Raw genomic sequence first — 16,448 nt, forward strand, 5'->3', positions numbered from 1 at the left:
TGTATCAGGCATTTTATGAGTGAAACCATTTTCCACTTCAAGTATTTCACTGTCCACCAGGATAAATGCGCGATGAAAGTCGGCACGGATGCCGTCTTGCTCGGCTCCTGGGTTAACCCACCGGTTGAAGGGAATATCCTGGATGTCGGCACCGGCACTGGTCTCATCGCGCTGATGCTTGCACAAAAATCAAAAGCGCTTATCGATGCAGTCGACATCGACGAAGGGGCTTACCTGCAGGCGAGGGAGAATTTCCTGCTATCTCCATGGTTTTTTCAATTGACACCGATTCATGCGTCGTTTCAGGATTACGCAGCAAGAACCCGAACACACTATGACCTGATCGTTTCCAATCCGCCCTACTTCCAGCATGCATCCAAACCTTCGGAGGAAGCAAGGGCCGCCGCCCGTCATACCGATATGTTGGCATATGGAGAATTGATCGAGGGGGTGAAAAAATTACTCCAGCCGAACGGACGTTTCTGCGTCATCCTGCCCTTCAAGGAAGGCATGGACTTCCTGGACATGGCCCAACAGCACGGTTTGTTTTGTCAGCGCCTCGCCCGGGTAAAAACGAAGCCGGGCAAACCCGAGAAACGGGTTATGATCGAATTCGGATTTCGTTTTGGCGTCATGACCGAAGAGGAGATCATCATCCAGGAAGAGGACAACAGTTTCAGCGCCCAGTATGTTCGCCTGACGGAAGATTACTACCTCAACCTGCGGTCACCTGCTCCAGACGCTCACTGAAGCGAATGCCCAACGCTTCCAGTTCCTCCAGGATCGGTCGATAGATGTCGGCAACGACCGGAACCTGAACGCCTGTCATCGAGATAGTACCGGCCAGGATGCGACGAGCCGCGATGGCGACTGGCAGTCCGACGGTTTGCGCCATGGCCGTAAAGCGATTGTCCTTTCCTTTCACGATCAGCGAAGCATACTGGCGCCAGGATTTACCATCCGCCCGATACTCGAACTCATGCTGCATGACAATCATGTCCTTATCCGACGGACGTAACAACCAGCGTCGTTCGAGGAGTTGTTGCAGCGCTTGCGCAGGCGTCACGTTGTGGAGACCAATGGTGACAGGTTCAAAGATGCCGGTCCAGCGGACCATGTCCATTTCACGGCCATTCGGATCAAGGTCACACAAAGCGGCAACTTGCGCAGGGAGGTCTTCGCCCTGAAAGCCATCCGGGAGCAAGGCTTCGACCAGCTCCGCATAGGTCATGCGAGCGGATTGCTCGAGGATATAGCTGTCGTCCGTCAGTCCCAGACGTACGAAGACATCCCAGGCAGCACAATAACCTTCCTGCCGGAGCGTACCGCGTATCATGGTCGGAATGTTCTCGATTCCGTAGACTTTTCGGTAGGACAAGGAATCGCGGTTGGCATAGCCGTCGAATGTTCCGGCTCCTTCCACTACGATCTTTCTGATCTGGCGAAAAAGGCGTTGATAAGGAATGTACTTGTAATTACCCTTCTCGATGAATCGGGCAGTACCCTGCCCGGCCAGTATTACGTTACGCGGATTCCAGGAAAACTTATAGCCCCAGGGATTGTCATTCGACTCGGGCGCGACCAGCCCTCCGGTATAGGAACGGAACGCCAGCAATTCACCATCCTGTTGGCGGATCCGGTCGATGACCTCCATGGCGCTCATATGGTCAATACCGGGATCAAGTCCACACTCGTTCAGTAACAACACACCTGCCTGCTTTGCTGCGGTATCAAGCGCTAGCATTTCCGGAGACACGTAAGAAGCTGTGACCAGGTGTTTACCAAAACGAACGCAGGCTTCTGCAACGGGTACATGCATGTGTGCCGGCAGTAAGGAAATGACCAGATCGGCCGCTTTGATCTCCTCATCCCGTAGGCGGGCATCGTTGATATCGAATCGAATGCACCGGGCGGCAGGATGGCCGCCTGCTTTCTCGCTTGCCGAAGCCTCGCTGACATCCCCGATCGTAAGCCGATAGCCGTCCGAATCCGCATGTCGTAACAGGTATTCGATCAGGGAAGCGGAGGAGCGGCCTGCACCGATCAGAAAAATGGATCGCATTTTCAGGGAAATTTCTGCGAAGGTAAATGATTCCACTGCATCAGCCGGTAACACGTATTCTGAAGTCCGGATTATTTAAATTTGCACCTGTTTGGCACGATGTTGGCTTTTCGCCGCATCCGCAATTTCCAGTAAACCAACCCATGAAAAAAGTCCTACTACTTCTTTCGCTCTTGTCCGCCATGATCGGTCGAGCGCACGCACAAGCGAATAACGCTATTCTGTTCACCGAAAACGGCGAACGATTCCAGGTTATCCTGAACGGCGTGTTACAAAATGCCAGTCCGGAAACCAATGTTCGGCTCACCAGCCTGGTCGCACCGAATTACAAATGCCGTATCATTTTCGAGGATACGAAACTGGGGCATCTCGACTTTAATATGTTTTTCAATGATCCCGGTTCTGAAGTAACCTGGAACATCAAGAAGAACAACAAGGGCGAATACGTTACCCGTTGGGTAAGTTCGGTTCCGCTTGCACAGGCTCCGCCGGCACCGGCGAATCAGACGGTTGTCGTTTATACCACCACTCCCCCACCTCCTGTTGCTGTTGCCACACCGGCAACCACCACTACCACAACGACCGTTCAACAATCCCAGTCATCTTCTTCGGGTAACATGGGTATGGGTGATGAAAACATCAGTCTGAACATGGGCATCAACGTGGGCGGCGAAGGCGGCTCCATCTCGATCAATGCCTCCGGTATGGGAATGGATGACGGGATGAGCAGTTCTTCCAGCAGCAGCACGACCACCACCACTACGACGACTCACTCGGTTACCACGACCACGACCGGCGCTCCCGGTACGGTGGTAGTGGCTCCGGCTCCCGCACCGGCTCCTCCCCCTGCACAAGTCGTTTATGTGGTAGGTTATAATGGTCCGATCGGTTGCCCGGTACCGATGGCTCCGAATGATTTCCAGTCCTTCAAACAGAGTGTTCAGTCGAAAGATTTTGAAAACACCAAGCTAACGATCGCGAAGCAGGTCATCCAAAATAATTGCCTCACCGCCGACCAGGTCCGTGAAACGATGACCTTGTTCGACTTCGAGAATACCAAACTTGATTTTGCCAAGTTCGCTTATGACCGGACCTATGACCGTGCCAACTACTACAAGGTGAACGACGCATTCGAATTCGAGAGTTCGATCGAAGACCTCAACCGGTATATCGGTGGTCGCTGATCCCCATGAAAAGCCCCGGCCTTACCGGGGTTTTTCATTAGAACCTATTGATTCGCGCAACGTATCAGGTTCCTGCCCATTGCCTTCGACCGGTATCTCCAACTCCTTCACACGAAGACCTTCTGCCAACGATGACCTCTAAAACGATTTTGATTTCCGGCGCCATCCTGGCGGCAATCGCAGTAATACTCGGGGCATTCGGAGCACACGCGTTGCGGGAGAAACTTCCGGTGGATCAACTCCAGGTATTCGAAACAGGCGTCCGTTACCAATTTTATCACGCATTCGCCCTACTTCTGACCGGAGTTCTGCTGATACTGCTTCCGCATCCGGCAATTCAACGAGCCGGAGTGTTTTTTCTCCTTGGTATTCTACTCTTCTCGGGTTCAATCTATCTGTTATCGACACGAGAACTACTCGGCATTGCCGGATGGAAGTCAGTACTCGGTCCGCTCACGCCGCTGGGCGGGCTTTCCTTCATCATCGGTTGGATCATGCTGACCTATGGCATTCTGAAAAACGCCTATTGGTCAACACATTAAAAGCCCAACGTTTTCTGCAATTCGTCGAAAACGGTTGATTATCTTCACTCACTCAATCAGAACCCGCCACATCCTATGACACGCTACCTCCTGTTGATGCTTGCACTACTTGCATTTGGCAGTTGCAAACAGAAAAAACAGATCACGGCTAACACCCGGACGTTGGGTAAACTGCAACCCTCATCAAACCCGATGCCTCCTAAGCCTGTCGCGGATGTTGCAGAAACTGCCAAGGCCGAAGCTCCCGCTACTCCGGCAGCAGCTCCCGCCGCAACCGATTCGGTTGAACGGGTTCGGCTTGTCATTTCCTTTTACTCAATCGGTATGGGCTCCGATAACAAATCCATCCTGGCCTATGAGGATTTCATCGGAACTTACGCAGGCGAAGTGAAGAAGACCATTGACTATGAGAAAACGGCCTGGGGCCGGGAAGGCGAAACCGATTTTTGCCTCGGTTTGGCAGAACTTAGTCAATCCGAACAAGATCAATTCATTGCGCGATCCCGGGAGAAATTACGGGACGCTAAGTGGGTCAATCTCTACGAGAACAGTCCCTGCAGGCACCGCCGGGCCAAGTAATTGGCCAAACCGGCCTTTTTTACTACATTTGCGCCATCTTTCAGTTACCAAATCACCTGATCATGAACGAATTCGGATTGAAAGCCAAGGATGCCACGATTGCTGATCTTGGCCTTCGTAACGTTGCTGACGCCTATTGGAACCTGACTCCGGCCGAACTGGTCGAAGAAACGATCATCCGAGGTGAAGGCATGCTGACCGACACCGGTGCGCTTGCAGTCGATACCGGCAAATTCACTGGCCGTTCCCCCAAAGACAAATTTGTGGTCTGTGACGCCAAGACGGAAAACTCCGTATGGTGGGGCGACATCAACATCAAATTCGACCCTGATAAATTCGATCGTCTTTACGAGAAAGTTGCAGGATACCTTCAGGGTAAAACCATTTATGTACGCGACGCTTATGCCTGTGCTGATCCGAAGCACCGCCTGAACATCCGGGTCGTGACCGAATCACCCTGGCAAAACCTGTTTGCGTATAACTTGTTCCTCCGTCCGACGAAAGAGGAGATCCTACAAACGGTAAAACCGGAGTGGACCATCGTCGCGGCTCCCGGCTTCGAAGCGGACCCAAAACTGGACGGAACGCGTCAAAGCAATTTCGCCATCGTCAACTTCAGCAAGAAGATCATCCTGATCGGGGGCACCGGGTACACAGGCGAGATCAAGAAGGGTATCTTCTCGGTACTCAACTACATCCTTCCGCACGAGAAGAATGTGCTCTCCATGCACTGTTCTGCCAACATCGGGAAGAACGGCGACACCGCGATCTTCTTCGGTCTCTCCGGCACCGGCAAGACTACCTTGTCCGCTGATCCGAACCGCGGCCTCATCGGCGACGACGAACACGGCTGGGGCGACACTTCCGTCTTCAACTTCGAAGGCGGTTGCTATGCCAAGTGCGTCAACCTCTCGAAGGAGAAAGAACCCCAGATCTTCAACGCGATCCGTTTCGGCGCGCTCGTGGAGAACATCGAGTTCTATGAAGGGACAACGACGGTTGATTACGACAACATCAGCAAGACGGAGAACACCCGGGCCGCCTATCCGATCCATCATATCGACAACGCGGTCGAGCCTTCTGTAGCCGGCACTCCGAAGAACATCTTCTTCCTGACGTGCGACGCTTTCGGCGTCCTTCCTCCGATCTCGAAGTTGGATGCCGGTCAGGCGATGTATCACTTCATTTCCGGATATACCGCCAAGGTTGCCGGTACGGAAGTGGGCATCACCGAGCCGACCACCACCTTCTCCGCCTGCTTTGGCAAAGCCTTCCTGCCGCTTCACCCGACCCGCTACGCGGAGCTGTTGGGCGAAAAATTGAAGAAGAACAAAGTAAACGTCTGGTTGGTCAACACCGGCTGGTCGGGCGGATCGTATGGCGTGGGATCCCGCATTAAACTGTCGTTCACCCGTGCCTTGATCACTGCTGCCCTGAACGGAGAACTCGATAAAGTCGAGTACGATACCATGCCGGTTTTCGGACTTTCCATGCCGAAAACGTGTCCTGGCGTACCGACGGAGATCCTGAATCCACGGAATACCTGGAACGATAAGAACGAGTTTGATGCGAAGGCAAATACGCTTGCCGCCTCGTTTGTCAAGAACTTCGCACAATATGCTGAGTACGCGAATGCAGAGATTCTGGCAGCAGCACCGAAACTCGCTGTCAACGCCTGACTGCTCAACTGATTCGACAAGAAGCCGCCCTCAACGGGGCGGCTTTTTTTTGCGGTCGATTTTTTCATCCAGCATATAATGGTTGGACGACTACCCGGACGTAGGTGAATTTAGCCGCTCATTCGACAACCATGAATCATTCATCCGCTAAAGTCCACACCCATACGGCCATGGTCACCATCCTGGAACTTGAGGACGGAGACGAACTGGCCGGATCCTGGAGCACGCCTGATCATGACCGGTTCGGGACTTTCCGGTTGCTGCTTAAACGCACACCTGACAACCGATTGCTTTGGGCACATTACATCCAGGCACCGGACGGAACAACCGGCATGGTCATGCGTGGAGTGCTTCGGCATCCCGACGAGCTGAAGCAATTGCAGGATACGATCCACCGGACCATCCGGAAAGTCACCGGGGAGGAATTACGTTTGGAAGACTCCGACTATCTTGCGTCTTCCGCCGACGGGATCTCGCTCCGACCCGTACAGGAATAACTGCATGGAACTTTTCTTCTGCAACGCGATCGACGACAATCCGGTTATGCTGGGTCCGGACGAATCCTGGCACCTTTCCAAGGTGTTGCGGTTGCGTGTTGGAGATGCGGTAGCCGTAACCGACGGGCACGGAGGATTCGGGACCGGGGAAATAATGGATATCAATCCCAAGGCAGCGCTGATTCGTTTGAAAGAAGTCAGAAAGGCCTACAACCAACGCCCCTACTCCCTGCACATCGCGATCGCCCCCACAAAAAACATCGACCGGTTGGAGTGGTTTCTGGAAAAAGCGACCGAGATCGGCATAGCTGCCATCAGTCCGATCCGTTGCCAGCGCTCCGAGCGTAAGGATGTCCGCATCGATCGGCTGGAAAAAGTCGTAATGGCTGCAGTGAAGCAATCGCTGCAAGCCTATTTGCCGCAGATACATCCGATGGAAAGTCTTTCAAAATTCCTGGAATCCAACCCTGCGGGTCAACGATTCGCCTGCATTACACATCAGACGCCTGAAGACGGCCTTCAGTTCCTTGCCCGGCCGGGTGGTCGTGTGGTTATCGTGATCGGACCGGAAGGCGATTTTACGGAAGATGAAATCAACCTATTGGTGCAACACGGATACCGAGGATGCTCACTGGGACCCAACCGGCTCCGTACGGAAACGGCCGGTTTAGCCGCCTGCCATACTATCGCGTTGATCAACCAGGTTCGAACGAACGCCTGAGTATTCGTACCTTCGATTCATGGTGCGCATCGTATCGCTGTTGGTTCTGCTAATCTGCCTGACTTCGGCACGGCCGGTGGAACGCTCTTTTCGACTGGGCTTGTTGAAGTACAACGGTGGCGGTGACTGGTACGCCAATCTGGAATCTTCCCTGCGCAACCTTGCGGTCTTTGCCAATGAGCAGCTTGGAACAAACATCGATCCGGAGCAGGGCATCGTAGAGGTTGGGAGTTCCGACCTGATCAATTATCCCTTTGTCCATATGACGGGTCACGGAAATTGGGTGTTAAGTCCTGCCGAAGCCGCCAACCTGCGGAAGTACCTCATCGGAGGTGGGTTCCTGCATATCGACGACAATTACGGGCTGGACCCCTACGTACGTCCGCAACTAAAGAAGGTGTTTCCGGAACTGGACTTTGTTGAACTGCCCTTTACTCATCCGATCTATCATCAACGATTCGATTTCCCGAACGGCCTTCCGAAGATCCACGAGCATGACGGTAAGGCGCCGCAAGGATTCGGCCTCATTTACGAAGGACGGCTGGTTTGCTTTTACACCTTTGAATGTGACTTAGGTGACGGCTGGGAGGACCATGATGTACACAAAGACTCTCCGGAAACTCACCTTCAGGCATTGCGTATGGGAGCCAATCTGCTGGAATATGCCTTTGACCGGGAGTAAATCGCCTGATTTCTCCTAAATCATCCGCTTATTTCAAAAAAATCAAAGGCATTTTGTCGGAATAGAGAAATGTCTTTAATTGCGCCTATCAACGAATACACACCGCTTACTTTTCAGGAAACTTACATGAGCCTTCGGATCGAGAAGCATCCGGAGATCGATCGCATCTCCGAGTATTTCCGCAAAGTCGAGGAACTGGCGAAGCGCATGGGCGTCGATATCGACGATCTTGCCCAGAGCAGGCCGGTTGGATCACTGACCGTACACGTCCCGACGCGTGACCAGCAGCAACGGCTTGCACGTGAACGAGCCAATGTATTCGTTGGTGAGAGCCCGGCTCCGGAAGTGATCCGGGAGATGAGAATCCTTTTTGATCTGCCGACAAAACCGGGAGAAAGCATCTGACCAACTCTACCGCATTCCGCGATGCGCCAAAAGAAAAAGGGTGTCCGACCAAGCAGTCGGACACCCTTTTTTAATGGTGTTCTATGAGTGGATTACTGGATCGAAGCCTTGAAGCCAGCGTCGTTGAACCACTTGATGAATTCGCGGTCTTCAGCGGCAGCAGCCTTGAGGGAAGCGTCTTTTGCACAAGCGTTGCGGAGGTTGTCCGTTACACCGGCAGCGTTTCCGTTACGGGCAGCGATAATGGCTTTGAGGTAGTAACCGATCGCACTGTCTTTGTCGGGCGAAGCCTCGAGCGTCATCATAGCGCCTTCTTTGTCACCCGAGAGCAAACGAGCAAGCGCGGCGTTGAAGGTGGATACTCCGGAGTAGTTGGAGACAGCCGAGCTGTAATTACCGTTGCGGATATCGAGGATACCCATGTTCTCTTTTACTTCCGGACCAGCGTTTCCTGCTGCGGCGTAGGCTGCTGCGGCATTGGCGCGATCACCTTTGCGGCTGTAGCAGGCACCGATGTTGTTCTTCACGATACCGTTATTGGAATTGAGCTGGTCAGCCTTGTTGAACTCGGCCATGGCGCCGTCGACATCACCCTGCTGGAAGAGGATCATACCGGTGTTGTTGGCTGCGCGCCACTCTTGCGGGTACAAGCGCTGTGCCGTGCGGTAGATCGAGAGTTTTTCGTTCAGGTCCTGCGTGAGGGTACCGGCATAGAGGATCTCCTCAACGCTCAGGGAATCCGGATTCGACTTCGCGAGGGCTGCGATCTGTTCGTCGGAGCGACCCACTTTCTCGCCATTGATTGAAATCGCGGAGCGACGCAGTTTCGGCAGTACGCCTTCAGCGATCTCGGTGTAGGCTTTGCCCATTTTCTTGATTTCCATTTCGCGGGCTTCCGGATCAGAGTTGGAAGCTACGATGCGGAGGATCATGTCCTTCTGGGGCATGTTGCCAGCCTGCATCAGGTTTTGGAAACCAGCCCAATCTTCGTTGGTGGAGTTGAGGGTGAACAGGGAGCTGTCGGGGCTCACTTTCATCTTCATTTTCTTGAAGAGACCCGAAAGGTGTTTGGCAGAAGCTTTACCGCGGTTAACGGCAAGCTCGGTGTTCAGTTTCTCGGTACCGTCCGGGGAAGCATAACCCATGATGGAGATGCCCTTCAGGTTGTACGGAGCGATCGTCATGGCCTTGAGGGCGCTGTCGATGGCTGCGAACTCCGGCTTGTTGGAGATGCCGCACTCCTTCACTTTGAAGTTCGGGTTGACGTTGGCCGTGTTGATCAGGTAGTACATGGTGCCTTCGAAAGACACCGGCACGATGCGTACGAACTGATCTTTACCGACGATCGTCTTCTCGTCGTTACGGACCAGCAGCGGGGTCACGATCGTTCCGTCGGCGATCTTCATCGAACCGAGTTCCTTCGTGGTCTTGCCTTTGGTACCGGAAGCTTTCACCATTACATCAGCGGCTTTCATATCAGCCGTGTAAGCGATCTTGTCGCTATAAGTGAAGCTGCCACCCGTCTTGTAGTTGATCTTGTTTCCGGCGGTGGTGGATTTTTCGCCGACGTTGGTCACCGACTTAAAGTTATGCTCGCCGGTGGACGATTTCACCATCGGGGTGACGGTAGCGTCAACCTTTTTGGCGAAGTATTTAGCAGGATAAGAGCCTTTGACAGCGATTGCAACGCTGTCGCCGTGCATTTCCAGCGGGTTAGGCGTGACTTCATACTTCACAGTATTGAAGTTCTTGGCCATTTTGCCGAGTCCGTTACATCCGGCTACTGCCATTCCCAGCAGGATGTAGGAGAAAACTTTGATCTTACTCATGGTGTGGGTGTGAGGACTATCGAGGTTAAGTAATTCGAGGCCGCAAAGATTAAAATATTTTCGTATCGGGAAAATGCTGTAAGTTAATTTTTTGCAGCACGTTTACGATCATTCTCATCGAGCAGGATTTTACGCATGCGAATCGCCTTTGGTGTTATTTCGAGGTATTCGTCCTTCTCGATGTATTCCATCGCTTCTTCGAGCGAGAAATCGATTTTAGGAGTAATGCGCACGTTATCATCACTACCGGCCGCCCTGAAATTCGTCAGCTGTTTTGCGCGTGTAACGTTCACTACCAGGTCACCCGGACGCGTTGCTTCGCCGATTATTTGACCCATGTAGACATCTTCTGTAGGATCTATGAAGAAACGACCCCGATCCTGAAGCTTTTCGATGGAATAAGCGGTGGCTTTACCCTTATCCATGGAGATGATCACTCCATTAATACGACCCGGGATCTCCCCTTTCCAGGCTTCGTATGCCTTAAAGCGATGCGCGATGATCGCTTCACCCTGGGTTGCCGTTAAAAGAGAGTTTCGCAGACCGATAATTCCACGAGCGGGAATACTGAACTCTAAATGAAGAACGTCGCCCTTCGGTTCCATGATCTGCAGTTCACCCTTGCGTTGCGTGACGAGGTCGATGACGGCTCCTGAAAATTGTTCGGGCACATTCACCGTCAGCGCTTCCATCGGTTCCATCCGTTCGCCATCCACTTCCTTGATGATCACCTGCGGTTGTCCTACCTGCAATTCATATCCCTCTCTGCGCATCGTTTCGATGAGGATGGACAGGTGAAGGATACCACGGCCATATACATTGTATGCATCCGGCGAAGAGGTTTCATCAACGCGGAGCGCCAGGTTCTTCTCCGTCTCCTTGAATAAACGATCGCGGAGGTGACGTGAGGTCACGAACTTGCCATCCTTTCCGAAGAAAGGCGAATTGTTGATCGTAAAGAGCATGCTCATCGTCGGTTCGTCAACCGCGATCGGCGGAAGCGGTTCGGGATTTTCAAAGTCGGCAACGGTGTCACCGATGTCGAAGCTCTCCAAACCAACCAACGCGCAGATATCGCCGGCGCTAACCGACTCGTTCTTGCTACGACCCAACCCTTCAAAAGAATGGAGTTCCTTGATCCTGGCTTTGGTAATAGCGCCATCGCGTTTGACCAGGGAGATCGGCATATTCTCGCGCAGTTGTCCGCGGAATACGCGACCGATGGCGATGCGGCCCACATAGCTCGAGTAATCGAGTGAAGAAATGAGCATTTGCGGTGTTCCCTCCGGAATCACCGGTGCCGGAATATGTTCAATGATAGCATCGAGCAAAGGCGTGATGTCGCTGGTGGGTTGCTGCCAGTCGGTGCTCATCCATCCCTGCTTCGAAGAACCATAGAGGGTTGGGAAGTCCAGCTGCTCCTCGGTGGCATTCAGGTTAAAGAACAAATCAAAGACCTGTTCGTGCACCTCGTCCGGGCGGCAATTCTCCTTGTCAACTTTATTGATCACGACGATCGGTTTCAAACCCGCAGCCAACGCTTTTTGCGTAACAAAGCGGGTCTGAGGCATTGGACCTTCGAAGGCATCCACCAACAACAACACCCCGTCCGCCATGGTCAGCACCCGCTCCACCTCACCGCCGAAATCGGCGTGACCAGGTGTGTCGATAATATTGATTTTCACATCCTTATATCGAATCGACACATTTTTTGCCACGATGGTAATCCCTCGCTCCCGTTCCAGGTCATTATTATCCAGAATCAATTCGCCGGTTTCCTGGTTGTCGCGGAAGAGTTTGGCCTGATGTAGCATTTTATCCACCAGGGTAGTCTTTCCGTGGTCGACGTGGGCGATAATGGCAACGTTGCGGATTTGCATTTTCCTTTGAAATTTTGCTAAAAAGCGGGAAAGGGCTTTTCCCTCGCCCTCCCTTCAGCGGGCCGCGAAGGTACGGACTTAAATCCGAAGAAGATAGCCTGTCGTGACATTTCCCCGGTTAACCGATCTCTGGCCCGGAACAGGAGCTTTTTCATTTACCGCGCTGGCGGACTTTACTACTTTCGGCCCGGCCAAAACGGCTGAACCATCATGAAAAACTACCTGCGCATCGGATCACTCCTGACCCTGCTGCTTCTGCAGCTAACCGTTTCCGCCCAGCAACGCGTCCGTTGCTTTACGGAAGAACACAAAACTTACCTCCGGACGAAACAACCCAAGTTGGACGAGCAACTGCGACAAGCCCGAGCCAAAGCGGAACAATGGGCCGCGGCGCATCCTGATTGGCGAAACGAATCCGGCGGCCTGATGACCATCCCGGTTGTCGTGCACGTGGTGTATAATACCACCGGACAGAACATCAGTGATGCGCAGGTGGAATCCCAGATCGATGTGCTCAACGAAGATTTCGCGCGCCTGAATGCCGATACTGCCAACACACCTGCACCCTTCGCTTCCATTGCCGGGCCTACGCCGATCCGCTTCTGCCTCGCGCAGCGTACGCCGGACGACCAGCCCTCTACCGGCATTGAGCGCCGGCAGACCGGTACGAGTTCGTTCTTCGACGACGATGCCATCAAGGCATTCAGTTCCGGCGGACTCGATGCATGGGATCCGACCCGTTTCTTCAACATCTGGGTTGGTCCACTGGGTGGCGGTTTGCTGGGTTATGCCGAGTTCCCCAGCGGAACCATCAGCAACACCTATGGCGTCGTGATTGCCTATGACGCTTTCGGTCGTATCGGAACCGCGGCTTCTCCTTTCGATCTTGGCCGTACCGCCAGCCACGAGATCGGTCATTGCTTTGGTCTCTACCATATCTGGGGGGATGATGGCAACTCGTGTAGCGGCAGTGACGGCATCAGCGATACCCCCAACCAGGGCGGCGCAACCTTCGGTTGCAGAACTTTCCCGGCTACCGACGCCTGTACTTCGACCGGCAACGGCGTGATGTTCATGAACTATATGGATTACAGCGACGACAACTGCCTGAACATCTTTACCGAGGAGCAAGCCACCGTGATGGTCGGGACGATCAACAGCTTCTATTCTTCCCTGCTTTCTTCTGATGGTTGTACGCCCGTCAATATCGCGGCGCTCGACGCGGGGATCAACGCCATCACCTCCCCGACAGGCGCTTTCTGCGACACCACCATCGCACCGGTCGTGACGCTGCGTAATTACGGCGCCAACGTGTTGACCAGCGTCAACTTCAACTATTCCATCGACGGCGGAACGGTCAATACGTATGCCTGGACGGGCAACCTGGCCAGTCTGACCTCCGTGGCTGTCAACCTGCCGGCAATCAGCGTAACCGGCGGACCTCACACTTTCACCTGTTATACCAGTGATCCGAACAGCGGCACCGATGCCAATGCCGCCAATGATTCGGAATCATCCAATTTCAACGTGAACACACTGGGCGCTTCGCTGCCGGTCGTAGAAGGATTTGAAGGCACGTTCCCGCCCGTCAATTTCACGATCGAGAATCCGGATGCCGCTACTACCTGGGAACGTTCCACAGCAGCGTCCCATAGCGGCAGTGCCGTCTCTTTCCTGGATAACTACAACTACAATGCGGTCGGCCAACGCGACGATCTTGTCCTACCCGCCTTCGACCTGACAAGCATCTCCGATCCTGAACTTTCCTTCTGGCTTGCCTATGCACACTACGACGGATCGCTTGGCGTCCTGACCGATTCACTGGAGATCTCGATCTCTACTGATTGCGGCAGCACCTGGACCACGCTTTTCCATGACGGAGGCGCATCGCTTAACACAACGGCGGGCGGCGCGTCGGTCACCAACGAATTCGTGCCGACCGCTGGTGAATGGGAACGATTCGCCATTGACTTGAGCGCCTATTCTTCCGTAACCAGCGCGATCCTGCGATTCACCAACATCAACGGCTATGGCAACCAGATCTACCTCGACGATATCAACATCGACATTGCCACCGGACTTTTTTCCTTTGGCAACAAGAGCAAACTGCTCGTTTATCCGAACCCGGCTCACCATGCCTTTACAGTACAGACGCCGCGTCACCTCAGTGGCAATGGAGAATTGGTCATCCGCGATCTTTCCGGGCGTGAGTTGCGTCGCGAAAATGTCGAGCTTCAAGGACAATTGCTCCAGATTGATGCTTCGAACTGGAATTCGGGAGCTTATCCTGTCGAACTGACTACTGCCGCAGGTCAATTCCGCGTAGTGGTACTTATTCATTAATGATAGTCTCGTCATTTGTTTGATCAAAACAGGCGATCCATTGGGATCGCCTGTTTCATTTCTGCGGATTTCCTGTTAAATTGTCAACGCTAAAAAGGAAATCATGCGCTATCTGCTACTCTTCACCATCACCTGGTTGTCGCTGCAGCACCCTGCATCAGCACAAACTTTCAACGGAAGTGGTGGCCCGATCCACGATCTGAATGGAACACCACAGGCCCAGTATTTTCCGTGTGTCGTGAGTGGCCTACCGAACAGTATCGACAGTACAACCTTCGGACTCGAACGCATTTGCCTCGACATTACCCATACGTATACCAATGACTTGCGACTGCAGTTGATGAGTCCCGATAGTTTGCTGTTGGATCTTTGCAACCGGCACGGCGGTGGCGGTGACAATTTCACCGGGACTTGTTTTCGCGGGATGAGTGTGAACGGTATGATCTCCGCCACCGGCAATATTCCGCCTTACACCGGAGAATATGATCCGGACCAGGATATGGCCTTGTTCAACAACGGGCAGGATCCAAACGGCACCTGGTTCCTGGTCGTAACGGATATGGCCGGAGCCGATTCGGGTACGGTGGATACCTGGTCGCTGACCTTTGGCAGCGACCCTACTCCACACGGTCTGGAACCTTGTAACATGCTGCGACCAGCACTCTGCATTTGCCCGGATGGCACGCAGGATTGCGATTTACTGCCGGACATGACCGCATCCGAACAAGCCATTTTGGATGGATCCTATGAACGCAACGACACCCTGTTCGTCAACAATGCCACGCCCAACATCGGCTGGGGTCCACTCGAGATCCACGGCACCGGTGATTGTTATTGCGATACCGTTCCCGTGAATTGCAGCACTACTTGCCCCGACGGAAGTTCGCCAAAGGAAATCGTACAGCAGACCGTTTATCACAAATCGTTCAATACGATGACCTCCTATGTTCGCCAAGCAGGTACGATGGCCTATCATCCTCAACACGGTCACATTCACCTCGACGGCTGGGCGGAATACACCCTTCGGAAAGCCTGGCACGGCAAGACTCCGCCGGATTGGCCCGTCATCGGCACCGGTAACAAGCAAAGTTATTGCCTGGTAAACCTCGGACAGTGTACAGCCGGAAATGGTTATTGCGTTGATACCACCGGTCAAATCCGCTACAATGCCAACATCGCGAATTACGGTCTTGGATCAGTGACGGGATGCAGCCGCGATCAGGGCATCTTTGTCGGCTCATTGGATATTTACTCGGCCTCACTCTATGGTCAATGGATCATTTTGGACAGCGTCTGCAACGGCGATTATTATATCGTTTCGATCACCGACCCCAACAACTGGATCCTCGAGACCGACGACAGTAACAATTGGGCCGCAGCGCCATTTTCGCTCACCGGCCAGCTCAACGCTCCATTCCCGACCGTCAATTTCACGTACAGTGCTACGGGTTCATCGGTACAGTTCACATCCACCTGTGCCGATTTCGATTCACTCTCCTGGGATTTCGGCGATGGCGATACCAGCACCGCGCTGAACCCCTTGCACACCTATGCATCCACCGGCACCTACGAGGTGGTATTGACCGCCTTCAATCACTGTGGGTGGGAACAGCAGGTGCAATCGTTCACGATCACTGTTTCTGGCCTGGAGGCAATCGGTCATGAAGATCTGTTCGGTCTTCGTGTATTTCCGAATCCTTCGTCCACAGCATTCAATATCGATTTCAGCACGGCAAGCCGCACCGATGTTCGCCTGGAGTTACTCGACATCATGGGACGACCTGTGAGCGTATTGAGTGACCAATCCATGGCCGCCGGCAGTCACCGGTATCGGCTGGATGTTGAATCCGGCAACCTGCAAGCGGGTGTATATTTCCTGCGGGTTCAATCAGACGGTGTAGCACGGTTGGTGCGGCTGGTTGTCGCCCGTTAATTCAAGGCTGGTAATCATCCTGCGAAACTTGCAAGGGCTCCTGCGGGGACCTTGCAAGTTTCTGTTTTTCAGGGCCTTTTACCTTCAAGGGCAATTTGGTTTTTTGCTCTGA

Annotated in this window: 14 protein-coding genes; 11 read left to right on the plus strand and 3 right to left on the minus strand. The window is 53.4% G+C overall.

Annotated elements, in window-relative coordinates:
- Nucleotides 1-15 precede the first annotated feature (15 nt).
- Nucleotides 16-750, plus strand: a complete 735-nt coding sequence (locus tag IPJ96_12650; GenBank protein MBK7911178.1) for a methyltransferase — start codon at nucleotides 16-18, stop codon at nucleotides 748-750.
- Here IPJ96_12650 and IPJ96_12655 read toward each other — a convergent pair.
- Complete coding sequence (locus IPJ96_12655; protein MBK7911179.1) at nucleotides 716-2,062, minus strand: saccharopine dehydrogenase NADP-binding domain-containing protein; 1,347 nt, start codon at nucleotides 2,060-2,062, stop codon at nucleotides 716-718. The two genes, IPJ96_12650 and IPJ96_12655, sit on opposite strands and share 35 nt — an antisense overlap.
- Before the next feature lie 143 nt (nucleotides 2,063-2,205).
- Here IPJ96_12655 and IPJ96_12660 point away from each other — a divergent pair, with 143 nt between their 5' ends.
- From IPJ96_12660 to IPJ96_12695, 8 genes are all read left to right on the plus strand, one after another.
- Complete coding sequence (locus IPJ96_12660; GenBank protein MBK7911180.1) at nucleotides 2,206-3,246, plus strand: DUF4476 domain-containing protein; 1,041 nt, start codon at nucleotides 2,206-2,208, stop codon at nucleotides 3,244-3,246.
- 131 nt (nucleotides 3,247-3,377) lie between these two features.
- Nucleotides 3,378-3,788: a DUF423 domain-containing protein gene (locus IPJ96_12665; GenBank protein ID MBK7911181.1), complete on the plus strand. Its 411-nt coding sequence runs from the start codon at nucleotides 3,378-3,380 to the stop codon at nucleotides 3,786-3,788.
- A 75-nt stretch (nucleotides 3,789-3,863) separates the two neighbouring features.
- Complete coding sequence (locus IPJ96_12670; GenBank protein MBK7911182.1) at nucleotides 3,864-4,367, plus strand: hypothetical protein; 504 nt, start codon at nucleotides 3,864-3,866, stop codon at nucleotides 4,365-4,367.
- Nucleotides 4,368-4,429: 62 nt separating this feature from the next.
- Nucleotides 4,430-6,046, plus strand: coding sequence for a phosphoenolpyruvate carboxykinase (ATP) (gene pckA / locus IPJ96_12675; protein ID MBK7911183.1), 1,617 nt, complete (start codon nucleotides 4,430-4,432; stop codon nucleotides 6,044-6,046).
- A gap of 131 nt (nucleotides 6,047-6,177) precedes the next feature.
- The gene (locus tag IPJ96_12680) at nucleotides 6,178-6,543 is read left to right on the plus strand and encodes a hypothetical protein (GenBank protein MBK7911184.1); all 366 of its coding nucleotides are present in this window, start codon (nucleotides 6,178-6,180) and stop codon (nucleotides 6,541-6,543) included.
- Between the two features lie 4 nt (nucleotides 6,544-6,547).
- Nucleotides 6,548-7,264 (plus strand): 16S rRNA (uracil(1498)-N(3))-methyltransferase, encoded by a 717-nt coding sequence (locus IPJ96_12685; protein ID MBK7911185.1) that lies wholly within the window; start codon nucleotides 6,548-6,550, stop codon nucleotides 7,262-7,264.
- Nucleotides 7,265-7,283: 19 nt separating this feature from the next.
- Nucleotides 7,284-7,946, plus strand: a complete 663-nt coding sequence (locus IPJ96_12690) for a DUF4159 domain-containing protein (protein ID MBK7911186.1) — start codon at nucleotides 7,284-7,286, stop codon at nucleotides 7,944-7,946.
- Nucleotides 7,947-8,072: 126 nt separating this feature from the next.
- Complete coding sequence (locus IPJ96_12695) at nucleotides 8,073-8,351, plus strand: hypothetical protein (protein MBK7911187.1); 279 nt, start codon at nucleotides 8,073-8,075, stop codon at nucleotides 8,349-8,351.
- A gap of 92 nt (nucleotides 8,352-8,443) precedes the next feature.
- Here IPJ96_12695 and IPJ96_12700 read toward each other — a convergent pair whose 3' ends face one another.
- Together IPJ96_12700 and typA are read right to left on the minus strand one after the other, a co-directional pair.
- On the minus strand, nucleotides 8,444-10,180 hold the full coding sequence (locus IPJ96_12700; GenBank protein MBK7911188.1) for a hypothetical protein: 1,737 nt from the start codon (nucleotides 10,178-10,180) through the stop codon (nucleotides 8,444-8,446).
- An 83-nt stretch (nucleotides 10,181-10,263) separates the two neighbouring features.
- Nucleotides 10,264-12,060, minus strand: coding sequence for a translational GTPase TypA (gene typA / locus IPJ96_12705; protein ID MBK7911189.1), 1,797 nt, complete (start codon nucleotides 12,058-12,060; stop codon nucleotides 10,264-10,266).
- Nucleotides 12,061-12,270: 210 nt separating this feature from the next.
- On the opposite strand from typA, the gene IPJ96_12710 reads away from it, so the two are divergent.
- Both IPJ96_12710 and IPJ96_12715 read left to right on the plus strand, forming a co-directional pair.
- Entirely contained in the window at nucleotides 12,271-14,403 is a 2,133-nt protein-coding gene (locus IPJ96_12710) for a T9SS type A sorting domain-containing protein (protein MBK7911190.1), read from the plus strand.
- Between the two features lie 103 nt (nucleotides 14,404-14,506).
- Nucleotides 14,507-16,336, plus strand: a complete 1,830-nt coding sequence (locus IPJ96_12715) for a PKD domain-containing protein (GenBank protein MBK7911191.1) — start codon at nucleotides 14,507-14,509, stop codon at nucleotides 16,334-16,336.
- Nucleotides 16,337-16,448: the final 112 nt, after the last annotated feature.

The sequence above is a fragment of the Bacteroidota bacterium genome (assembly GCA_016713765.1).
In the GTDB taxonomy this organism is placed as follows: Bacteria; Bacteroidota; Bacteroidia; order AKYH767-A; family 2013-40CM-41-45; genus Pollutiaquabacter; species Pollutiaquabacter aromativorans.